Genomic DNA, 22,697 nt, shown 5'->3' on the forward strand with positions numbered 1-22,697 from the left:
TTCATTTTTTTGATTCCTTATCATACGGTCTGTGTTGATACAGACCTGTAGTAGAACTCAAAACCGATAAACAGTTCGCCAGTTTACGAAACTTTACAATTTGACCGTCAATTTCGAAAATAATTGTATGATTTACAGTCGCTTGGTTATGTTGAGCGCACAAAAAAACGGGCCAATTGGCCCGTTTTCAATCATCAAGGTTACTGGTTACACTTGCCTTAAAGCCTTAAAGCCTTAAAGCCTTAAAGCCTTAAAGCCTTAAAGCCTTAAAGCCTTAAAGCACTTTAGCAAGGAACTGGCGTAAACGCGGGTGTTCGCGTTTGTCGAAGACATTCTCTGGAGAGTCATCAACCAATAACACGCCGTCTTCCATAAACAGCACGCGGTCAGCCACTTCACGGGCAAAGCCCATTTCGTGAGTCACGATAACCATGGTCATGCCTTCTTTGGCAAGCGATTTAATAACATCCAACACTTCGCCGACCATTTCTGGGTCAAGCGCAGACGTTGGTTCATCGAACAACATCAAATCTGGCTTCATCGCCAACGCGCGAGCAATCGCTACACGCTGCTGTTGACCACCCGATAAATGCGACGGGTAGTTGTTCATGCGCTCTTCCAAACCAACACGTTTGATCAGTTGCTTCGCGTCTTGTTCCACTTCGGCTTTCGGGCGATTTGCCACTTTCAGCGGCGCAAGCATCACATTACCAAGCGCGGTTTTGTGTGGAAACAGGTTAAAGCTTTGAAACACCATACCGACGTTTTGGCGCAGTACGTTGATGTCCGTGGTCTTGGCGTACATGTCAAAACCATCAACAATAATGGTACCAGAAGAAATTTCTTCAAGCTGGTTGAGGGTGCGCAAGAACGTCGATTTGCCTGAGCCTGATGGGCCGATGATCGCCACAACTTCGCCACGTTTGACGGTGGTTGAAACGGACTTCAGTGCATGACAGCCATTTGGATAATATTTATCGACATTGCTGGCGTAAACCATATCAACGCCGTTGTATTCGTTAGTCACTGGCAGATAACCTCTTCTCTAAACGTTGAATAGCCCAAGACAATGTTCCGGTCACAACCAAATAGAGCGCTGCAACGGTGAACCACACCTCAAACGGTGCGAAACTGCCACTGACGACTTCGCGTCCGGCTTTGGTCAAGTCGGTAATCGAAATAACCGAAACCAGTGAAGAGTCTTTGATTAGGTTAATAAATTGTCCAGCAAGAGGAGGCAAGGTACGTTTTAGCGCTTGAGGCAACACCACGTACATCATGGCTTTCGGGTAGGTCATACCCAGTGAGCGCGCCGCTTCCATCTGCCCGGGTGGAATCGACTGAATCCCGGCTCGAACGATTTCAGCAACATACGCGCCAGTAAACACCGAAAGTGCGACCACACCTGCGGTAAAGCGGTCAAAGTCGAGTACGGTGCCAATGAAAAAGTAAACGATAAAAATTTGCACCAGCAAAGGTGTGCCGCGTATCAATTCCACATAGGTGAGGGATAAATCGCGAGCGGTCTGGTTTTTAGCAACCCGCATTAAACCAAATACTAAACCGAGCACAATGGCGAAAAACAGTGAGATGAAGGATATCTTTATCGTCACCCAAAGACCGGTTGCAATCGGCCCAAATTGCCAGTTGTTCAATTTGGCTACGGCGTCACCTTGGAAAATTAAGTCGCCATCGCGAACTGTTAAAGTAGTGTATTTCTCAATAACTTGCGGTGTATCGCCGTTATCGAATTCTATGACTAAACGGCCGTCTTGAACTTGCGCTGTGCCGTCACCGGTTGCACGAATTTCCTGCATTTCGGTGTTGACCACGTAAGGCCACAAACGGTCCCAATGCCAGTTGTAATTGATGCTGCGCCCGGCAAAATAAATTGCGCTCACCAATATGGCCATGATCAGAACGTAAACTAAATGTCCGACCCAAGTTGAGGATTTTGACTGCATCACTCAGATTCTCTTTATGTTTTATAAATGAACTGGGCAACCTAAGTTGCCCAGTTGTGGCGTTAAGGTCGGCAATTACTGCACGTCTTGTAGCCAGCTGTCGTTTTTGAACCACTTGTCGTAGATACGATCGTAAGTGCCGTCGCCTTTAATTTGGCGTAGGTAGTTGTTCAAGAAGTTCAGGAAGTTAGGATCGTCTTGACGAATTGCCCAACCAAGAGGCTCATAAGTGAAAGGCTGTGCTAGGTGATCCACTTTGCCTTTGTTTTGAGATGCGTAAATCGCGTTGTATGGGAAGTCATACACAAATGCGTCTGCTTTACCGCTAGAAACTTGCAATGCTGCGTCGATTTCTGTGTCGTAAAGGTCAAGTTTCGCTTTTGGAATGTACTTTTTCGCCGCTTCAGCACCAGTTGTGCCAAGTTTGGTTGCGATAGTGTATTTCGGATCGTTCAGATCTTTATAGCTTTTCACTGTGCCAGCCAGTTTAGGCGAAATGATCGCTGATTGGCCGATGACAATGTACGGGTCAGCAAAGTTAACTTTCAGGTTACGCTCTGCAGTGATGGTCATGCCACCCATGATGATGTCACATTTGCCTGTCTGTAGCGCTGGAATAATCCCATCCCATGCTGTATTGACTGGAGTAAACTTAACGCCCATTGCGCGCGCCATCTGTTTACCAACATCAATATCAAAACCAATAAAACGACCGTCTTTGGTTTTCATTTCGAACGGCATATAACCCGCATCGAAACATACTTTCAACTCACCTGTGTCTAAAACATTTTCAAGAGCTGATTTTGCCATTGCTTGAGTGGCGCCAAATAGCGAGCAAGCAAGCACAAGACCAGAAGCGGTAGATTTAATGAAACTTTTCATAATATCCCTTATAAAAATATTGTTATTTTGTTGTGTTTCTTCCGATGACATAGATTGATTCATCAACCTCTGAAAACCGCAAATATAGTTATTGGTTATCAGAAGTTGCAGATAATGCGACACAATATGGCAATATTTCAAGCGTATTTTGAATTTATAGCTAGTTCGCTCAGATAAAAATGCATCTTTTATCTGAGTAAATGCGCTAGATCCCGAATCAAATCTTTGGGTGATTCTAAGCCAATCGATAGCCGAATCACTCCTTTTCCTGCATCGTTACAAAACCGAGCTCGTTGCTCTGGTGTAAAGCGATAGGTCGATGAATCCAGGTCGTCTGTCCTCATCGCAACCGCTAGGCTGCGCTGATGACCAATTGAAAACGCGTAATCAAATATTGCTGCTTCGCTGGCAAAACGCTGCTCAATCAAATCCATATCATCCACTTGCAATGCAATAATGCCGCCAAAAAAGTCCATCTGCTGTTTAGCGAGTGAAAATTGGTGATGAGACTCAAGTCCGGGATAGAGCACACGGCGCACTCGCGGCTGTTGTTCGAGCCAGCACGCAATCTCTAATGCTGAATCACACAGGGTTTTCATGCGCGGGTAAAGAGTTTCCATACCGCGCATAATCAGCCAAGCGCTTTGCGCTGAGAGTGCTGCGCCAAGATACGCGCCAGCCATGGCTCGAATAGGCTTGAGTAACGCTTTGGAGCCAAGTATCACGCCGCCCAATACGTCGCCATGACCATTAATAAACTTGGTTAACGAGTGAATTACAATATCGGCGCCTAAGGTGATTGGTCGAGTGATGACTGGCGTTGAAAATGTGGAATCGGCGCTGAGTAACACATTGTGTGCTTTGAGTAAGGTTGAGAGGCTTTGAATGTCGGTAAGACGCAGCAGCGGATTACACGGCGTTTCAATATGCACCAGTTTTGTGTTCTCTTTTAGTGCGTTTTGCACAGATACTGTGCAGTTGGTGTCAATAATTGAGACTTCAATTCCATAGCGCGGCAGCATTTGGGTCGCAAACTCAAACACGCCCGCATAACAAACATCACTAATGATCAGATGGTCACCAGCTTTAAGCAGTGACAAAAACAGCCCTGATATCGCGGCCATTCCCGATGCGGTGGCAAGGGCATCTTCGGCGTGTTCTAGCGCGCAAAGCCGCTGTTCAAGTAAGCGCACGGTTGGGTTGGTCCAGCCCGCATATAGAAACGGCGCATCGGTGACATCGTCGATTCCCTGCGCCGAAAACGCGCCTTGGTCAGGCGAAAAGCTGTGATTGACCGACATAACGATATTTGGCGCAATCGCGTTGGTGTGTGGGTCGGCAACCACGTTTGCATGCAGCGCTTGGGTTTCAGGCTTGAGGCTGGTCAAATGGCGTTTTTTCGGATCATCGTAGTGCATAATTAGTCAAATCAATTTATAAAAAAGAGTTAAGACTATTGTGCCTTTCCCTCAATGGGGAAAATCCGCTATTCTTGCGCCGGTGCGCGGCGAACTGCGCATTTTGAGTTTGGATTTGCACAATATCGGCGTGAGTACAGCGTGAATGGTTCTAGATAGTTTTGATAAGAAAATTTTGCAGTTGCTGCAGCGCAACTGTCGCCTAGCGAGCGAAGAGATTGGCGCTCAGGTTGGGTTATCGCCTTCGGCAGTACAACGACGGATTAAAAAGCTCAGAGAAGAAGGGGCGATCGAAGCTGAGGTGGCGGTTATCCCAGCGCAATATTCGGCGCATGGCATGAGCTTTGTCGCTGGAATTGAAATTGAGCGAGACAACTACGCGGTATTAAATGATTTAAAGCGCTGGGCGCAGCAGCAGGAATGCATTCAGCAGATGTTTTACGTCACAGGCGATGTTGATTTAATGCTGGTGGTCACCGCGCAAACCCCAAAACATTATGATGGGTTTATCGAACAGCTGATGGCGCGCTATCCGCAAATTAAACGCGTCACCACCAATGTCGTCATTGATACACCGAAAAAGAGCCTTTTTCTCCCAGTGGAAGAGTGACTGCTCTTCCACTGTAGCGATATTTAAATATCGGGCGATGAGAGCGAAGAATTATTTGTATTCTATAAGAATAAATTACCATATTGGATATTTATAAATCTCTTATTATTTTTAATGTAATTATTTTTCTGGAATAATATTATTATATGAAGTAGTTAACACTTTTTATTTAACTCCTATCTGATATTCCCTATTTGTAACGCGATTAATTGATTGTTATCGAGAAAAATATCACGATAAATATGATTAAAGTTTAATTTTAATTATCTAAATAGCGTTATAAAAAAGGAGCTTGCTATGAGTTTAAGTACAATTCGTGAAGCGATTAGCAAAAAAGTAACGATTACTTTCGAATATAATAAAACAGGAAAAATTCTCGGGCAAAGAGTTGGGAATCCACATGCTGTTTTCATTATGCGTAGGAAAGATGGTTCTGAGTCGACGAAAGTTCATATTTATCAGACCGGAGGGGTAAGTGATAGCGCTCAAGTTTTACCTGATTTTAGAACTTTTGATCTTCTTGAACTAACAAATGTTTCTATTGTAGAGCCAGCCCAACAATTTCAAATTTCAGACAAATACAACCCTGAGTGGCAAGGTTATACTTTTACGATAGCGAAGGTCTAATATGAGTATCGACCATACATTTGAAATAGGCGCTGATGTGTCAAGTCAAATATACCTAAATATTTCTGGCGTTGACCAAAATGGAGATCTAGCGATTGCTTCGGCAAGTATTTATGCTTTCGATAGTGAAACTGGTGTTGGGAAATTCACTTGTAACTTACCATTGGCAAAATTATCAGAGCTTTATCATCACCTGTCAAAGTACAGTATGGTCGTTAATTCAGAATCAACATCTATTGGAAAGTTTGTCGAAATTGCTGAAAGCCAGAGTGAAATTATTTCCTTTCTTTCAAGTTCGTCGACAGAATCTTTGATACCTGCACTCAAGCACATAGTTAGTGACCGTCTTTCACATGATGATATCAATACAATCTTAGGAAGGCGTGAATCATTGGCAGAGTATAAGCAGATGCTAGTTGATGCAGATTCATATCAAGAAGCTGACTGGCAAAGGTTCTTCGAAAGAAATGAATGGATTTTTGGATATGGTCTCACATATAAATATATAACTATCTTGCAACGAGAAGCTCACGTTTCAAGTACTGATTTAAACGGAGCAAATGACGTAATCACAGACTTTCTTCTGTCTGACAGCCGGTTTACTAAAATTGTTGAACTCAAAACGCCAAAGACGGCGTTATTTGAGCAGAGGCGAAATAGAGCTGACTCTTGGCGGTTATCCACTGCGTTAACAGATGCTGTAAGTCAGATTTTAGCGCAAAAAGCTAACTGGGAAATTGAGGGGGCGGGACTCAATTACACGGCTGAAGGTGAGCTCATTCATGAAGGAACATATGACGTAGAGTGTATTTTGGTTATAGGTAGTCATTCAGATATTGAAGGTTCAGCACGTGAAAAGGCTATGAAATCAAAAACATTAGAGTTATATAGACGAAATTTGCGGTGTATTGAAATACTCACTTATGATGAACTTTTTGAACGAGCAAAATATATAGTTGAAGGTGCGCGATAAGAATTTTTTCTAACAAAGTCTTTAAGAATTACTAGTAACACGTGGTATCAATGAGTTTATTCTGACTTCTTCTCCGTGAAGAGTTGTTAAGAAAAATTGGAACTGCTGGTAATCCTAATAACGTAAAACACAACAAATACACCGCGCGATTCTAAAATGTTTTTATTAATTAAATCAATTCTTACACAAAAAAAGCCATCTAACGATGGCTTTTTGTTTATAGCTCGATGACGCTAAGCGATTACTGAATTTGGCTTAATGCCTGTTTTAATTCTTGGCGTTCTTCATCGGTCATTTGGGTTTTATTCATAAATGGCATATCACCATTATCGACCGCGCGGGTAATAATATGCGATTTCCAGCGCTCGATATCCTGCCAATTATCAAATTGCACACCACTTGGCGCTGCTTTAAATACATCATCGGTTGGTGTGGCGCTGTGACAGCTTGAACAGCGTTTGGCAATAATGTGCTGCGCGATTTGTTGCGGCGCAGCGTCAGCGGTCAGAGTTTGGCTTTCCGCCGCTGGCGCTTTTTCAAGGGTAGTCGCCGTTGGCATTTTCTCGGTGGCTTGCCAGCTAATCACAATCGCTAATAAGAACATTGCTGTGCCGCCGTAAACCAGCACATCCGGTTTTTGCTGACCAGAATGTTTGAGGTTGAAATAGTGGCGAATGTAGGCGCTGATCACCATGATAAGTAGGCCAACCAACCAGCTTGCCGGGTGCTGATAAATCATCGGGTAGTGATTGCTGATCATCAGGAAAATCACTGGCAGGGTGAAGTAGTTGTTATGGATTGAACGGCGTTTGCCTTCAAGGCCAGGCGCAGGATCAACCTCTTCGCCCGCCGCCACTTGCGCGACCATTTTGTGCTGACCTGGAATGATTTTGTGGAACACGTTATTGACCATGATCGAGCCAATTAAAGCGCCCATATGGATAAACGCGCCGCGACCACTAAAGATATGGGTAAAGCCGTAAAAGAACAGCCCGCCAAATACGATGATCGCGCCAACAAATGCCGCTTTCGATTTACTCAGTGGCGAGCGCAGCAAACCTTCATACACCACCACGCCAAGCAAAATGCCTAACACGCCAAGTGAGATCGCTTGCGCAGAGCTCAGTTCCATCACGCGCGGGTCAATCAAATAGGCTTGAGCGTTGAAGTAGTACATCCAGATCATCAGAGTCGAACCGGTGATCCAAGTGGTGTAGGCTTCCCATTTAAACCAGTGTAGTTTTTCTGGCATCTGTTCTGGGCCGACTTTGTATTTGGCGATTTCGTAAAAGCCGCCGCCGTGAACCGACCAAAGGTCACCTTTGATGCCTTTATCTTGCTTCCATTTTGGTGGTGTTTCTAAGCTATTGTCTAACCATGCGAAGTAAAAACTTGCGCCTATCCATGCAATGCCACAGATTACATGAAACCATTTGATAAAGAGCGCAAACCATTCGTAGAGTTGTGGCCACATAACTTCATTTCCTTTTGATATACAGATTTTCCGTGAACGTAAGTCCGTTCGATAACCCGCTCATCTCCGAGCGTAATTAAGGCAAATAATTGTTCAGCAAGCGTGTTGCAGCGCGCGGTGCGCTGCGCCAGCATTGGGAACGCATTGAGGTCGAGTTCAATAAAGTCTGCCTCAGTGCCAGGGTTTAAGTTGCCGATTTTGTGCTCAAGCCCCATCGATAACGCTGCGCCCTGAGTGCAAAGGTACAGCGATTCAAATGGGTTGAGGCTAACCCCTTGCATCTGCAAAATTTTGTATGCGTCAGCTTGGTTGCTAAATAGGCTCAAACTGGTGCCGCCGCCAACATCACTGGCAATGGATACGCCGATACCGCGCTGTTTGGCCTGGTGATAAGGGAATAGGCCGCTGCCCAAAAATAAGTTTGATGATGGGCAAAACGCGATGGCGGCGCCTTTGGCAGCAAGTGCATCAAATTCGCGCTCGCTTAAGTGGATGCCGTGACCAAATAGCGCCCGATCACGCACTAAGTCGTATTGCTCGTAAACTGCTAAATAGTCTTGGCTGTCAGGGAACAGCTCGCTCACCCAAGCAATTTCACTGCGGTTTTCGCTGATGTGAGTTTGAATAAAGGTATCGGGATGTTCATTGGCGAGTTTACCGGCAAGCGCCAGTTGCTCTGGGCTGCTGGTCGGCGCGAACCGCGGCGTAATCGCATACAAAGCTCGGCCTTGATTGTGCCAGCGCTCAATCAGCGCTTTGCTATCTCGATAGCCGGATTCTGGCGTGTCGGATAAATTATTCGGGCAGTGTCTGTCCATCATCACTTTGCCGCAGATCATTCGCGCGTTGACTCGCTCTGCCGCGCTAAAAAACGCATCGACAGACTGCGGATGGACGGTTGCGTAGACACTGGCGGTGGTGGTGCCATGGGCAAACAGTTGGTCGATAAAAAATTCCGCTTGAGCATCGGCGTAGGCTTGCTTAGCAAACTGCGCCTCAGCGGGAAAGGTGTACGTATTTAGCCAGTCAAGCAGCTGAGTGCCGTAGCTTGCAATCACTTCAACTTGCGGAAAGTGCACGTGCGAGTCAATCAAACCGGGTATCAGAAGGCCGGAATGGGTGGTGACTTTGCCTTGCGCTTGCAGCGCCTGATTGTGCGGCGCTGCAAAGAAAGCTTTTGCGTCGCCAAGGTGAGTGATGATGCCACTTTCGACCACAAGCACGCCGTCACTAAAGTACTCATAGTGCTTCTCTGGCGCGCTGCTGGCGGTTGGGAAATGTAGCACACTTCCTCTGTGTACTTGTGTCGCCATATTAACTGCCTCGATAGCTTGAATAAGAAAACGGCGAGAGCAGTAGCGGAATATGGTAGTTACGCTCGTCACTGACCGTAAAGTGCACATCGACCAGCGGGAAAAATGCTTGGCCAAATTTTTCTAAGCAGTAAGGTTTCACCATAAAGCGCAGCGTATAAGACTCCGTTTTCAAGGTGACGTTTTCAAACTTGGCGCGGCCATCTTGATTGGTGGTGGCGCTAGCAAGCGGGGTTGGGTTGCCGAGCACATGCAGTTCGACATCGATATTGGCCGCGGGAACGCCCGTTGCGGTATCCAAAACATGGCAACTCAGTTGATTCATAAATAGGCTTCCATTCTAATTCGGCTGATTTTTTTCTGTTCGATCGCCGCTTGGGCGATTTCTTGTTGATGGGTGCGGTGAATGCGGGCTTTGAGCATCGCCAGCATTTCTTCGGCGCTTTTGTTGGTGGCGCAGACGATAAAGATAAAACCAAATTTCTTTTTGTAGGCGTGGTTGAGCGTCAGCAGTTCTTCAAGCACTTCGCGCGCCGCGCCTTGCACTTGGCTTTGCTCTTTTTCACTGAGCGCTTTGCCGTGGCCGTATTTGGCTTCAAGGGTTTTTAGATCGCCAATCATCGGGTGACCGGCGAACGCTTCCAGCCAATCGGCTTCACTTAATTGCTCAAACGCATTTTTGGCGCAGGCAAACATTTCGTCGCCGTCTTTAAATGGCATCGCCAGTTTCATCAGCAGCTGCCAATGGCGACTGCTGCATATTTTGGCCAAATCTTCGGTGTTGAGGTCAAATTGCGTACAGGGCTGATTCACGGATTTACCTCCTTTAACGTTTGACGTAATTGGTTAAACTGACGCCACTGCTGTTCATCGCCTTGCGGGCAACTCGGCTCGGTCTTGCCTGTTAGCTGGATAAGCTGCGCCGCAATAGAGACGGCGACTTGCATCGGCAATTTACCTTGAATATCCGGGTTGCCAATCGGGCAGGTGAGGCCATCGAGCAGCTCCGCGTGGCTTAGCTGCTCTTTTAAGCGAAATTCAAAGCGGCTTTTCTTACCTTGCGAGCCAATTAGGCCGACAAAGGCAAAGCAATTCCGCTCTAATGCATTGCGTACCAACTCAAAATCCAAGCCGTGGTCTTGAGTCATCACCACGATGTAACTGTTTGGTGCAAGCTGGTTAATCGCCTCGACGGGGTTGTCGTAGTGCTTGGTATCTATGCCTTGGTTTTGAAGTGGCGTCAGCCACTCTTGGCGGCTATCAATCACGGTGAGATGCAAAGGCAACTGCGCCAAAATCGGACCGAGCGCCTGACACACATGACCGGCGCCAAACACCACCACTTTAGGGGTTTGAGTGTGAAAATATTCAAACATCACTTGCACTGCGCCGCCGCAGCACTGGCCGAGATCGGCGGCGAGCGAAAACCGCTCCACGCTGACTTGAGCATCGCCGCTTTGAATTGCGCTGCGCGCTTTGGCAATCACTTGATGTTCAAGGTTGCCGCCACCAAGGGTGTCAAATTGGCACTGCGCCGTGATAACCATTTTGCTGCCACTGGCGCGCGGCACTGAACCGACATACGCCACCACAGTCGCAAGACAATAGGCTTCGCCTTTTTGCTCCAGTTGGCGACATGCCTCTAGCCAGTGCAATGAAGGGCTAGAGAGAAAGTCGCTATTCGGTTGCTTGGACGACATGGCGTGCCTCCTCACTATCGGCATGGCTTGCAAGCCAATCCCATTGTTCATCACAGGCGTTTAGAATCGCTTCGCCGGTGGCCGGAGCATGCAGATTCGGCGCCAATTGATGAGAAGAAATTGATGCAACCGCATCGTAAATTGCGCACCATGCACTGATGGCGTGCATAAACGGCGGCTCGCCAACGGCTTTGGAGCGATAGATGCTGTGCTCTGGGTTGGCTTTTTCGTAAAAGTCGACTTGCATCTGTTTTGGGTAATCGCCAATGGTCGGAATTTTGTAATTCATTGGGCTATTACTAAGCAGAGCGCCGTTGTCTTTCCACACCAACTCTTCGGTGGTCAGCCAGCCAAGCCCCTGAATAAAGGCGCCTTCAATCTGACCTTGGTCGATTGCTGGGTTTAAGCTGGTGCCGACATCGTGCAGAATGTCGACGCGTTCGACACACATTTCGCCAGTTAAAGTATCGATGGTGACTTCAGAGCAAGATGCGCCGTTGGTGAAGTAGAAAAATGGCCGACCACTTGCAGTGGCGCGGTCGTAACCAATTTTTGGTGTTTGATAAAAACCGGTGGCAGAGAGCGATACGCGCGCTAAATAGGCTTTTTGAATCAGCTCTGCCCAGCTCATTTCTTGGTTCAAACCCACCACGCAATTGTCGATAATATCGACGCTATCGCTGCCGCCTAGCTGCGCTTTAGCAAAGTCGAGCAGACGCTCACGAATCTCTTTGGCGGCATTGTGCGCCGCCATGCCGTTGAGGTCAGCGCCCGATGAAGCCGCTGTCGGTGAGGTGTTTGGCACTTTGTCGGTGCGAGTTGAGGTGACCAGCACTTTGTCTGCCGAAATGCCGAACGTCTGCGCCACGATTTGCTGAATTTTGGTGTGCAGACCTTGGCCCATTTCGGTGCCGCCGTGCGAGACTTGCAGCGTGCCATCGGTATACACGTGGATAAGCGCACCCGCTTGGTTTAAGTGGGTAGCGGTAAACGAGATGCCAAATTTCACCGGCGTAATGGCGAGGCCTTTTTTCAGCACGCTATGGCTTTGGTTCCACTCATCGACTGCTTTGCGACGGGCGCGGTAATCACAGCTCTCTTCAAGCAGCTCAAGCACTTCTTTCATCTCTTGATGCTGCTCAACCGGCATACCATAAGGGGTTATATGGTTGGCTTGGTTGTAAAGGTTCTTCATTCGCACATCAAATGCGTCTTGCTTAGCGGCGATCGACAATGCTTGCATGGCTTTTTCAATCGCAATCATGCCTTGCGGGCCGCCAAAGCCGCGAAATGCGGTGTGCGATACCATGTCGGTTTTTAGCCGATGGCCGGTAATGCAGGCGTTGCCAAGGAAGTAGGCGTTATCGGCGTGAAACATCGCGCGGTCAACGATGGCATCGGATAAATCCGGCGAGTGACCACACAAACCGTTGACTTCCATATTGGCTGCGATCAACATGCCGTCTTGGTCAGCGGCGAGTTGATAGCGGTTATAAAATGGGTGGCGTTTACCGGTCGCTGTCATATCGATGCTGCGTGGCAAACGCATTTTCACCGCGCGTTTGGTGTGGTGGGCGCCGAGCGCGGCTAAACATGCCCACTGCGCGGCTTGGCTCTCTTTGCCGCCAAAACCGCCGCCCATACGACGCATATCCACAGTGACGCGGTTAAAATCCAGCGCCAGCACTTCGGCAACCAGTTTTTGGATTTCAGACGGGTTTTGCGTCGAGGTGCGAACAAACACACCGCCATCTTCGGTCATTTCAGCAAGGCTGGCTTGGCTTTCGAGATAAAAGTGCTCTTGACCGCCAACGTGCATGTCCCCTTGGACGTGAATCGCGGCTTGGTCAAATAGGCTTGGGTCAACCGGTTGACCCATTTGATGAGTTGGCAACAGATGTTCAAGGTGCTGAGCTTGGTGGTGGGTTAGGATCACCTCGCTTGCGGCGCGATACTCTACTTGTGCCAGCGTTGCCGCTTTCCAAGCCAGATCGTGCGATGTGGCCAAAACAAGTGCGATAGGTTGGCCAAAATAGCGGATCTGGTTGTCGACAGCCAGTAGCGGATCGCCCTTGAACACTGTGCCAATATCTTTTTCACCGGGAATGGCATCGCAGGTCAGTACTCGCACCACGCCAGGTGCGGCGATAACCTCATCCAGATTCAGTGTGGTGATGTCACCTTTGGCGATGCTGCTGGTGACCACTGCGGCGTGAAGAGTGCCTTGCGGCGTTGCGTAGTCATCCAAAAACAACGCTTCGCCTGCGACTTGTTTGTCGGCGCTTTCGTGCTTTAACGTTTTACCGACGACTTGGAACGCGCTTTGCGCCGCGTTCGTTTGTGTTTCGATAGAGGTTAATTTACGCATGGTGCACCAACCTTGTTTCAATTTGTTGAGTTTGCAGATAAAAACGTTGCAGCAAGTTTTGCACCAAACGCACGCGGTAAGCGCTAGAGGCGCGCACATCGCTGAGCGGTGAAATCACTTGCGGCACTTTCTGCTGCGCGGCGTGGACCATAGGTAAGGTGAGCGGTTTCCCGACGAACACTTCTTCAAGCTCACGCAGACGCACCGATTTAGCGGCCACGCCGCCTGCGGAAATTACACAAGCTTTAACGCGGTTGTCGCTGCCTATGGTCATATTGATACCAAGCGCAACGGTGGCGATATCGTCTTCATAGCGTTTAGAAATTTTGTAGATCGCGTGATGCTGATTCGGCGCAAGGCGCGGCAAATGAATCGCGCTGATCCACTGATTGGGTTTAAGCAGAGTTTCGCGATAGCCAGTAATGTAATCTTCTGGTGCGTAGAGCGTGGTTTGCTCGCCGTCGTCGACTTCAATATGGCCATTTAGGCTAATTAGAAGCGGGGCAATATCGCCAATCGGTGATGCGTGGCCAAGACTGCCGCCAAGTGTTGCGCGATGGCGAATGGTTAAACTGCCCAAACGTTCAATGATTTCATCGGTGGTTGGAAAATGCTCACGCATAAAGTCGTGGACTTGATTCATCGGTACCGATGCACCGATGCGCCAACCCGAAACGGTTGGCGTAATGTCGAGCATCTCTTTAACGCCAGACACATCGATAATCTGTTCAATGCTGCGGCGCTGCTGGGTGACTTCAAGTGCGAGGTCAGTGCCGCCCGCGAGCAATTTGGCGTTTGGCATCGCGGCTTTGGCTTCGGCTAACGCTTTGCGGTTAAGAGGTTTGCAATAATTTTCGGCTTCGATCGGCGCAACTTGGTTCATCCAGATTTTTACGCCGCCGCTAAATTCGTCGAGCGGATCTTGAATATCGCTGACTGCTACCTTGTTGGCCGCTTCAATTAATGGCCCATAGCCGGTGCAGCGGCATAAGTTACCCGCAAGATAATCGGCGGGATGACTTGGCGCTGGGGTCTGTTTGGAGAGCGCGTAAAGTGACATCACAACCCCTGGGGTGCAAAAGCCACATTGGGTGCCGTGTTCGTCTACCACCGCTTGTTGAACGGGATGCAGCGCGTCGTGCTGCTTTAAGTGTTCAACCGTGATTACTTGCTTGCCGTGCAGGGCATGAAGTGGGGTGATACAGGCGTTAATTTGGCGATAACGCAGGGTTTGGTCGGCATCTAAATCCACCATCACGACGGTGCAGGCTCCGCAGTCGCCGCTGGCGCATCCTTCTTTAGAGCCGGTCATTTGCTTTTGTTCGCGTAAGTAATTCAAAAGCATGGTGTCTGCCTTGGCATCACCGACTTTCACTACTTCGCTATTTATCATGAGCTCTAACATAACTTCCTCTGTTCTTGCTAAAACTTGTCCAATTGGTCAGGTCTTGGTGTAAAAAAAGACTCGTGCACTCATGAAGCAGTGACACGAGTCTGTACGCAATTAGTTCGGGATCTTGGCGTCGATACCCTCTACATACCAATTGATAGCCGCCAGCTCTTTATCGGTCAAGGAATGACCAGCTGGAATGACCTCATTGCCTTGGTTGTCTTTCATCGGACCGGTGAACGGTACAATGGCACCTGAGCGAATTTTATCTTCGGTGGTTTGAATCGCCGTTTTCACTTTTTCAGGTAGGTTCGGGTTGATTGATACCACTTGAATCATGTCTTCTTTTAGGCCGCCCCAGAAATCTTGTGGTTTCCAAGTGCCTGCCATGACTTTTTCGACGGTATCAATGTAGTGTGGTGCCCAGTGGTCACGTACTGAGAACATGTGCGCTTTTGGTGCGTAGTGGCTCATGTCTGACGCTTGACCAATGCCCATCACGCCGCGTTTTTCTGCCGCAATCAGTGGAGCAGGGCTGTCGGTGTGTTGAATGATCACATCCGCGCCTTGGTCAATCAGAGCGTTCGCTGCATCCGATTCTTTACCTGGATCGTACCAAGTGTTCACCCAAACGATTTTGAGTTTAATGTCTGGGTTAACGCTTTTCGCGCCAAGGTATGTGGCGTTGATGTCACGAATGACTTCAGGAATTGGGAAAGTTGCGATGTAACCAAGCGTATTGGTTTTTGATTCCATTGCGGCAGCAACACCTGATACGTAACGACCTTCGTAAGTACGTAGCACGTAAGTACCTAAGTTTTTGCTGCGTTTGTAACCGGTTGCGTGCTCAAAGGTGACTTTAGGGAATTTCTTCGCCACTTTCACGGTTGGGTTCATAAAGCCAAAAGAGGTAGTGAAAATAATGTCGTTGCCGGCTTTAGCAAGCTGGGTGATCACGCGTTCGGCGTCCGCACCTTCTGGTACGTTTTCAACGTAAGTGGTTTTCACTTTACCTTTGAAATACTTTTCCATTTCGATGCGCGCTTGGTCGTGTTCATAACTCCAACCGTGGTCACCGATAGGGCCAACATAGACAAATCCAACTTTGACCGGATCGTCGTCAGCAACAGAAGTGGCGGAAAATACAGCAGACACCGACAGTGCTGCTACTTTGATCCACTGATTTATTTTCATGAAATACTCCATTTTCATTTTTGTTGTATGCGATCAATTATCAATCTCCTCAGCGTTTCTGATTTTGGCCGCTCGAGGATAAATAACATTTCCCTTGATAATTGAGGTAATTAGCAAAAACCTGACCAATTGGTCGTATTTTGCAAAATTATTTTTTACGTTTGCCTCCAGCCCTTATTTTATAAGGCGGGCGGGGTAATTACGTGCCTTAGTTAGCCGATGGTTATCGACTTGTACTGAGTTGTGTTAGCGAAATGTATGTTCCTTTTTGGTGCTTGGTTATGCACCAGTGCACCATATTAACGCACGCGAGCATCAACAATGCTCGCGTGCAAAAAGGCCACGCGATTAAATAAAGGGCTTATCAACAGCGTGAGCGCATGATTAATGACGCTTAGGATCAAACGGTTTGCCAAGGCTCATCGGTGTTGCCAGTTTTTGGCGAATTTCGTTTGAGCTTAGCGCGACCATCACCAAAATAGTGGCGAGGTAGGGAATCATCGCTAATAGATTGGATGAGATATCTACGCCCAGACCTTGCATCATCAAATGCATGATCGAAGTGAAGCCAAACAAGTAGGCGCCCAGCATCAGGTAGCCGATTCGCCATGAGGCAAAGACCACAAGCGCTAGGGCGATCCAGCCGCGACCTGCGGTCATGTTTTCCATCCACATCGGGGTATAAGCAAGTGACATATACGCGCCAGCGAGGCCAGCCATTGCACCGCCGAAAAGTGTGACCGCGTAACGAACGCCAATCACCTTAATGCCCAGTGCATTTGCTGAATGTGGGCTTTCACCAACCGCGCGAATCACCAAACCTGCACGAGTTTTGTGCAGCACCCACCAAGCCAGCGCCACAATCACAAAGCTCATGTACACCATGATGTCTTGGTTAAACAGCAGCGGGCCGATAAACGGAATATCGCTCAGCAATGGAATTGGAATGGCTTTGAAACCTTCGATGGTTGAGCCGACCAAACCGCCGCCCAAAAAGGCGCTCAGACCCGTACCAAAAATAGTCAATGCCAAACCGGTTGCCACTTGGTTGGTGTTTAAGGTTAAGGTCAGCACCCCAAACAGCAGCGCCATCGCCATGCCAGCCAGCATGGCAACAATCAAGCCTGCTGCGAGGTTGCCGGTGTACAGCGCGCCAGCAAATCCTGCCATCGCGCCCATTAACATCATGCCTTCTTGGCCAAGGTTAAGAACGCCGGATTTTTCACAAATCAACTCGCCAAGTGCGATCAGCAGTAGCGGCGTTCCGGTTTTCAGTGCAGCGATGCACAATGATTGAATAAATACAGCATCCATTATGCAGCTCCTTCTTCGTTGCTCAGTGTAGGGTTGTGCTTAGATTGAGGCTCAGATGCGCTGTTGTTCGCGTCGCGAGTTTGCGCGGCAGCTTTGGCTATGTTGCGATGAGGCACAATTCGATAACCGATCAAAAAGTCGCACGCCAGCAAGAAGAACAATAAGGTGCCTTGGAACAAACCGGTCACTGCGGTTGGTAAATTAAGGTCGATTTGCGCCAAATCGCTCCCCATGTAGAGGGCGCCCATAAATAGCGACGAAACGATAACGCCAATTGGGTTAAGGCGTCCTAGATAGGCGACGATGATCGCTGCGTAACCATAACCCGGTGAGACCGACGGCACTAACTGACCAATCGGACCGGTCACTTCTGCCGCGCCTGCAAAGCCTGCTAAAGCGCCGGCAAACAGCATCACGCCCCACACGATACGGTTTTCTGAAAAGCCAGCGTATTTCGCCGCTGCGCTTTCAGAACCGAGCACGCGAAGCTTAAAGCCGGGCAGAGTTTTATACAGCATAACGCCAGAGAGCAGGGCAACCACCACGGCGATGACGATCGAAATCGAAGCGCGTCCGGAATCGGAAAGTGTCGGCAGTAGCACAGGGTCAACAAACATCACTGACTCGGGAAAGCCAAACCCTTGCGGATCGGCAAGCGGGCCGTGTACGCCCCACATCAAGACGTAAAAGCCGATGTAGTTGAGCATAATGGTGGTCAAGATGATGTTGGTGTGAAAGCGGCGGTTAAGCCAAGTCGGAATGCTTGACCACAACATGCCTGCGACCATACCTGCGCAAAGCGCCAATACCAGCCACCAACCACTTGAGGATTCACTCGCGTGAATCGCGACTGCGCTGCTGGCAACCGCGCCAACCAAAAGTTGGCCTTCGGCCCCGATATTCCAGATATTGGCGCGATAACACAACGCAAGACCAATCGCGCACAGCATCAATGGCGTCGATTTCACCAGCAGTTCGCCAAAGTTGTAGCTGTCGGCAAAGGGCTGAATCACGAACACATTAAATGCTTTGACTGGGTCAACGCCGAGCCATGTAAATAGCAGGCTAGAAACGGCCAACGTCAGCGCCACAGCGATAAATGGCGACAGCCAAGCCATCAGTTTGGAGTTTTCTAAACGAGGCTGAATACTAAGCATTGGCAACCTCCTTAGTGTTTAGGAAGCCGCCGGTAATCCAGTGGCCGATGCGCTCAATGGTCATCTCTTTGGTTCTCACCGCTGGCGAGACATGGCCTTCATAAATTACCGCAATTTGATCGCAGATCATCATCAGCTCGTCGATGTCTTCAGAAACCACCAACACCGCTGAGCCAGAATCGCGCAAGGCAATCAATTGGCGGTGAATCGCACTGGCGGCGCCGATATCCACGCCCCAAGTTGGGTGGGCACAGATCAAAAGCTTAGGTTGATGCTCGGTTTCGCGGCCCATAATGAATTTCTGTAAATTACCGCCAGAGAGACTTTTTGCCTCTGACTGTTCGTTACGGCATTTGACATCGTGATCACTGATAAGACGTTTCGCCAATGATTTGAGTTTGGAAAATTGGATAAAGCCTTTTGAAGTCAGCTGTTTACCATGAGTCAGTAGCGTGTTGTCTTCAAGGCTCATATCGGGCACCGCGCCTTGGCCTAAACGGTTGGCGGGCACATAAGCAAGCCCCAAGTCGCGGCGTTTACCCGCGTCAAGACGACCAATTTTTTGTCCAAGCCATTGAATCGATTCGGCTTTGGCTCTGGTATCTTCACCGCTCAGCGCGGCCAACAGGTCTTCCTGACCATTGCCTGCAACGCCTGCCAAGCCAAAAATTTCGCCGCCGTTTAAATTCATGTAAACATGCTTGAGTCCGCAGCCAAATGGATGCGAAGGCGCTAAGGTTAAGTCTTTGGTCTGCATGATTACTTCATCGCCGGACGCTTTCGGATACTGCTGGGATAACACCGTATCTTCGCCAACCATCATGCGAGCAATCGAGGTTGGCGTTTCCTGTTTCGGGTCGCACTGGCCGCTGACTTTACCGCCGCGCAGGATCATTGCTCGATGACATAAACGGGTGACTTCCTTGAGCTTGTGGCTGATAAATAAAATCGCGCAGCCTTCTTCGGCCAGTTGATTCAAAATAGTGAATAAGCCTTCGATTTCTTGCGGCGCGAGGACTGATGTTGGTTCGTCTAAAATCAGCAGTTTTACGTCTTGGATCAGGCAGCGCAAAATTTCCAAACGCTGGCGCTCACCGATACTCAGGCTGTGCACATAACGTTCTGGGTCAACGTGCAGGCCGTATTGCTTACTTTTTTCAACGATAGTTTGGCGCAGATCGTCAATCGAATCTAAGCACTCTTTGTCGAGGCCCAGTTCGATATTTTCTTGCACTGTGAGGGTTTCAAACACCGAAAAGTGCTGAAATACCATGCCGATGCCAATCGCACGGGCTTGGTTGGGAGAGGCGATTTCGACCTCGCGGTCATTCCATAAAATCGCCCCTTCGCTAGGCTGGTTGACGCCGTAAATCATTTTGACCAGCGTCGATTTTCCTGCGCCATTTTCGCCGAGCAGCGCAAGAATTTCTCCAGCATGAATATGCAAATTCACTTTGTCATTGGCCACGACGCCTGGGAAGAACTTACTGATGTTCCACAGTTCGAGCAGTGGTTTGTCCATGTTGAGCAGATTCCTTTCTTGTTTTTGATTCATTGTTGTTGTTTTGCTTCACTGATGCAAAAACTTGACCAGATGTTCAACTTCAATCACCATCTGAGTTCGCGGCCGATGGAGAAAATGCCGATGTTTTAATCTGGTGCAAATGTTCACTTTTGGTGCATAAGGATGCACTTGACAAGCGCATTGCAACTGAGGATTACTACTAAGCAAATATGTGGTTCGAATCGTTTTCGATGGCAAAACTCAACCGACAAGGAGTTCACTTGGATATCGCACTTGCTCACAATTCACCGACACCGGGAGGAGAAATTCGTCGCCGTAATGAGGCTGCGATTTTGCAAGCGGCAGCGGATGAATTTGTCAAAAATGGCTATAAAGGCACTTCTGTACAAGCCATCGCGGATCGCGTGAATCTGCCCAAGTCGAATATTCTGTATTACTTCAAATCAAAATCGGGTTTATACAAAGCGCTACTAGAAGACATTTTACAGATGTGGAATGACGGATTTTCTGAGCAGGCGGCCAATCTAGCCCCTGAAAAGGTGCTGCGTAACTACATTGTTGGCAAGATGCGCTACAGCCGCACTCACCCGCAAGAATCGAAAATTTTTGCTCAAGAAATCATTCAAGGCGCACCGATCATTCGCGATGCGATTCAAAATCCGGTCGTGCATTGGACCACGGGCAAAGCCTCGGTGATTCATGCTTGGATAGAGCAGGGGCTGATTCGTCCGATCGACCCGCTGCACTTGCTGTTTCTTATTTGGGGGGCGACTCAATTTTACGCCGATTTCGATACCGAAATTCAGCTTATCAAAGGCAAGCCGATGAGTGATGCCGAATTCGAGCAAGCCCAAGAATTTATGGTTGATATGGTGCTACGTGGCTTAGGAATTGAACCGCAAAGCGCTTGATTGAGCCACCTAAACATCTAACCTCACACAACTTCATCTCAAGGAGAGAGACATTGACGAACACAGTTGCAGACGCGCCACTGTTTGGTATCGGGATTGCCGGTAATTTCGCCGGACATTTAACTCAAACCGGTGAAGCAAAAGGGCTTTCTCATGCTGTTGATGACGAAAAACCCCAAGCGCTGTTCGCTTTTTATGTGCCTAACGGCCAAGAGGATTATTTAACCGTTAATCCCTATTCCAGCGATATTTTGACCATCCCAACTAAAAAAGGCGCCAAAGTGCAAATGGAAGCCGAAGTCGCGGTGGTGGCGGATGTTGAGTATCAGAATGGTATCGTTACAGGTATTACGCCGCGCTCAATGCGGCTGTTTAACGATGCGACCTATCGAAATGCCGAAGTTGAAAAATTAGCTGAGAAGAAAAATTGGGGCGAGGCCAGTAAAGGGATCGGACTAAAAAGTTTGCCATTAAGCGGCTTTGATGAGGAAAGTGGCTTAAGTACCTACCGTTTTTGCAGTTTTCATTGCCGTGATGATAACTGGTATTTGTGCTGTCAAGATGCCTCAATTGCCGATTACAGCTACTTTTATCAGCGCGTGCTCGATTGGCTTATCGAGACGATCAATCAGCAGCAAGACCATGGGGCGTTGCACTCGATTACCGCGCAACTTATCCAGGCGGGTCATCCGCAGCAGATTCTGATCTCGCTTGGTGCGTCACGCTACACAGAGCAAGGTGAGCAGCATCAATTAATGCCGGGCGATAAACTTTGCGCTGTCCTTTACGACCAGCAGCAATTGGACTTTGAGACCATACAAACGCGGATCAATAACGAAGATTTCTCTAGTCTCGAGCGTGATGCTTTGGTGTTGCTACAGCGCTGTGTAGCTCAATCTTAAATAGAACAAAATACTGTTTAAAAGTGGCGAAAAGTGCATTTTCGCCACTTTTTTGATCGTGTTTGGTCAGGTTTTTACCTCTAACTGCGCTTTAATGGTGCGGCGAAGTTGTGTGTGCTTGGGGTTATTTAACGAGCGACGGTGGTAAATGAAATAGTAGGGGATTGGGTCGAGTTTTAACGGACAATCAATAACTTGCAACCTGAGTGCTGATGCCCATTGGTGAGCAAAACTGCTTGATACGATAGCGATAGAATCGCGCTTGCTGATGTGCAGCGCCATACTGGCGTTGGATGCGGTCACCAAATCCACTTTGCGTTCGTTAATCGGCTCTCGAGCGATCTGTTCGACACCGGTTAGATTGTTCCAACGACCAATAAATAAACAGTGCTTCTCTTTATAAAACTGCGTCTTAGTCAAGGTGCCTTGAATTCTAGGGTGATCTTGACGACAGATCACCACGGCGGGTTCGCGAAACACTTCTTCAATCACAAATGATGCGTCTTTGACTAAAATCGTATCGATCGCCAGATCGATACGTTGCTGGCGTAATTCTTCAAATAAACCGCTTTTGTCTGGTGGTGATTCTTGAAAGCTGACTTGGTCAATGGGTTGAATTATATGCAAAAGCGGCTCCGAACAGGCAATGTGAAAGCGCTCAATATTGTGGATGGCGTTCTCAATTGACTCAATGCCGTGCCTAAATTGTCCCATAAGTTGGAATGCATGCGGAGTTAGTTCAATGCCGCGTCCCTTCTTAACGAACAATGACTTACCGATAACCTCCTCTAAACGTTTAATCGCTGAACTTACTGCTGGTTGGGTCAAACCCATATGCTGTGCGGCTTTGGTATAGGATTGGTACTCTGCAACGATTAGGAATGTGGACACCAAATTCAAGTCCATAGAACTTCTCTCATAAATTCAATTTATACAACAACAAACTTTGGCTCTATTTATCCCTTACAGAACGCT

Annotated in this window: 21 protein-coding genes; 5 read left to right on the top strand and 16 right to left on the bottom strand. The window is 48.2% G+C overall.

What is annotated here, in order from left to right; genetic code table 11:
* Positions 1 to 274: 274 nt before the first annotated feature.
* The 4 genes from BLS03_RS22690 to BLS03_RS22705 all read right to left on the bottom strand — a co-directional run bounded on the left by BLS03_RS22690 (position 275) and on the right by BLS03_RS22705 (position 4,264).
* A complete protein-coding gene (locus BLS03_RS22690; RefSeq protein WP_425445127.1) occupies positions 275 to 1,027 on the bottom strand; it encodes an amino acid ABC transporter ATP-binding protein in 753 nt (250 codons plus the stop codon).
* On the bottom strand, positions 1,020 to 1,964 hold the full coding sequence (locus BLS03_RS22695) for an amino acid ABC transporter permease (RefSeq protein WP_093279158.1): 945 nt from the start codon (positions 1,962 to 1,964) through the stop codon (positions 1,020 to 1,022). The genes BLS03_RS22690 and BLS03_RS22695 overlap by 8 nt, the downstream gene beginning before the upstream one ends.
* Before the next feature lie 75 nt (positions 1,965 to 2,039).
* A complete protein-coding gene (locus tag BLS03_RS22700; protein WP_093279159.1) occupies positions 2,040 to 2,846 on the bottom strand; it encodes a transporter substrate-binding domain-containing protein in 807 nt (268 codons plus the stop codon).
* A 188-nt stretch (positions 2,847 to 3,034) separates the two neighbouring features.
* Positions 3,035 to 4,264 (bottom strand): trans-sulfuration enzyme family protein, encoded by a 1,230-nt coding sequence (locus tag BLS03_RS22705; RefSeq protein ID WP_093279160.1) that lies wholly within the window; start codon positions 4,262 to 4,264, stop codon positions 3,035 to 3,037.
* Positions 4,265 to 4,409: 145 nt separating this feature from the next.
* On the opposite strand from BLS03_RS22705, the gene BLS03_RS22710 reads away from it, so the two are divergent.
* The 3 genes from BLS03_RS22710 (at position 4,410) to BLS03_RS22720 (ending at position 6,474) form a co-directional block, all read left to right on the top strand.
* A complete protein-coding gene (locus BLS03_RS22710; protein WP_093279161.1) occupies positions 4,410 to 4,874 on the top strand; it encodes an Lrp/AsnC family transcriptional regulator in 465 nt (154 codons plus the stop codon).
* 297 nt (positions 4,875 to 5,171) lie between these two features.
* On the top strand, positions 5,172 to 5,501 hold the full coding sequence (locus BLS03_RS22715) for a hypothetical protein (protein ID WP_093279162.1): 330 nt from the start codon (positions 5,172 to 5,174) through the stop codon (positions 5,499 to 5,501).
* 1 nt (position 5,502) lies between these two features.
* The gene (locus BLS03_RS22720) at positions 5,503 to 6,474 is read left to right on the top strand and encodes a Shedu immune nuclease family protein (RefSeq protein WP_093279163.1); all 972 of its coding nucleotides are present in this window, start codon (positions 5,503 to 5,505) and stop codon (positions 6,472 to 6,474) included.
* Between the two features lie 241 nt (positions 6,475 to 6,715).
* Here BLS03_RS22720 and BLS03_RS22725 read toward each other — a convergent pair whose 3' ends face one another.
* The 11 genes from BLS03_RS22725 to BLS03_RS22775 form a co-directional block, all read right to left on the bottom strand.
* Positions 6,716 to 7,948: a urate hydroxylase PuuD gene (locus BLS03_RS22725; protein WP_093279164.1), complete on the bottom strand. Its 1,233-nt coding sequence runs from the start codon at positions 7,946 to 7,948 to the stop codon at positions 6,716 to 6,718.
* Complete coding sequence (gene guaD, locus BLS03_RS22730; protein WP_218122041.1) at positions 7,894 to 9,261, bottom strand: guanine deaminase; 1,368 nt, start codon at positions 9,259 to 9,261, stop codon at positions 7,894 to 7,896. Before guaD ends, BLS03_RS22725 begins: the two co-directional genes overlap by 55 nt.
* 1 nt (position 9,262) lies before the next feature.
* The gene (gene uraH, locus BLS03_RS22735) at positions 9,263 to 9,586 is read right to left on the bottom strand and encodes a hydroxyisourate hydrolase (RefSeq protein WP_093279165.1); all 324 of its coding nucleotides are present in this window, start codon (positions 9,584 to 9,586) and stop codon (positions 9,263 to 9,265) included.
* Positions 9,583 to 10,074 carry a 2-oxo-4-hydroxy-4-carboxy-5-ureidoimidazoline decarboxylase gene (locus tag BLS03_RS22740; protein WP_093279166.1) on the bottom strand — a complete coding sequence of 164 codons (492 nt, stop codon included), beginning with the start codon at positions 10,072 to 10,074 and terminating at the stop codon, positions 9,583 to 9,585. The genes uraH and BLS03_RS22740 overlap by 4 nt, the downstream gene beginning before the upstream one ends.
* Positions 10,071 to 10,961: a xanthine dehydrogenase accessory protein XdhC gene (gene xdhC, locus BLS03_RS22745; RefSeq protein WP_093279167.1), complete on the bottom strand. Its 891-nt coding sequence runs from the start codon at positions 10,959 to 10,961 to the stop codon at positions 10,071 to 10,073. The genes BLS03_RS22740 and xdhC overlap by 4 nt, the downstream gene beginning before the upstream one ends.
* Complete coding sequence (xdhB, locus tag BLS03_RS22750) at positions 10,939 to 13,329, bottom strand: xanthine dehydrogenase molybdopterin binding subunit (RefSeq protein ID WP_093279168.1); 2,391 nt, start codon at positions 13,327 to 13,329, stop codon at positions 10,939 to 10,941. The genes xdhC and xdhB overlap by 23 nt, the downstream gene beginning before the upstream one ends.
* Positions 13,322 to 14,734: a xanthine dehydrogenase small subunit gene (gene xdhA, locus BLS03_RS22755; protein WP_093279169.1), complete on the bottom strand. Its 1,413-nt coding sequence runs from the start codon at positions 14,732 to 14,734 to the stop codon at positions 13,322 to 13,324. The genes xdhB and xdhA overlap by 8 nt, the downstream gene beginning before the upstream one ends.
* 99 nt (positions 14,735 to 14,833) lie before the next feature.
* Positions 14,834 to 15,913: a BMP family ABC transporter substrate-binding protein gene (locus BLS03_RS22760; protein WP_093279170.1), complete on the bottom strand. Its 1,080-nt coding sequence runs from the start codon at positions 15,911 to 15,913 to the stop codon at positions 14,834 to 14,836.
* 384 nt (positions 15,914 to 16,297) lie between these two features.
* A complete protein-coding gene (locus tag BLS03_RS22765; protein ID WP_093279171.1) occupies positions 16,298 to 17,227 on the bottom strand; it encodes an ABC transporter permease in 930 nt (309 codons plus the stop codon).
* On the bottom strand, positions 17,227 to 18,384 hold the full coding sequence (locus BLS03_RS22770) for an ABC transporter permease (protein ID WP_093279172.1): 1,158 nt from the start codon (positions 18,382 to 18,384) through the stop codon (positions 17,227 to 17,229). The genes BLS03_RS22765 and BLS03_RS22770 overlap by 1 nt, the downstream gene beginning before the upstream one ends.
* Positions 18,377 to 19,906: an ABC transporter ATP-binding protein gene (locus BLS03_RS22775; RefSeq protein WP_093279173.1), complete on the bottom strand. Its 1,530-nt coding sequence runs from the start codon at positions 19,904 to 19,906 to the stop codon at positions 18,377 to 18,379. The genes BLS03_RS22770 and BLS03_RS22775 overlap by 8 nt, the downstream gene beginning before the upstream one ends.
* Positions 19,907 to 20,169: 263 nt before the next feature.
* On the opposite strand from BLS03_RS22775, the gene BLS03_RS22780 reads away from it, so the two are divergent.
* Together BLS03_RS22780 and BLS03_RS22785 are read left to right on the top strand one after the other, a co-directional pair.
* The gene (locus tag BLS03_RS22780; protein ID WP_245696780.1) at positions 20,170 to 20,820 is read left to right on the top strand and encodes a TetR/AcrR family transcriptional regulator; all 651 of its coding nucleotides are present in this window, start codon (positions 20,170 to 20,172) and stop codon (positions 20,818 to 20,820) included.
* Positions 20,821 to 20,873: 53 nt separating this feature from the next.
* Positions 20,874 to 21,722, top strand: a complete 849-nt coding sequence (locus BLS03_RS22785; protein ID WP_245696781.1) for a DUF5718 family protein — start codon at positions 20,874 to 20,876, stop codon at positions 21,720 to 21,722.
* Between the two features lie 66 nt (positions 21,723 to 21,788).
* Here the strand turns inward: BLS03_RS22785 and BLS03_RS22790 are convergent, their stop codons facing one another.
* A complete protein-coding gene (locus tag BLS03_RS22790) occupies positions 21,789 to 22,628 on the bottom strand; it encodes a LysR family transcriptional regulator (protein WP_093279174.1) in 840 nt (279 codons plus the stop codon).
* Positions 22,629 to 22,697 lie beyond the last annotated feature (69 nt).

Origin of the sequence: Vibrio xiamenensis (assembly GCF_900100015.1) — a bacterium.
Classification (GTDB): domain Bacteria; phylum Pseudomonadota; class Gammaproteobacteria; order Enterobacterales; family Vibrionaceae; genus Vibrio; species Vibrio xiamenensis.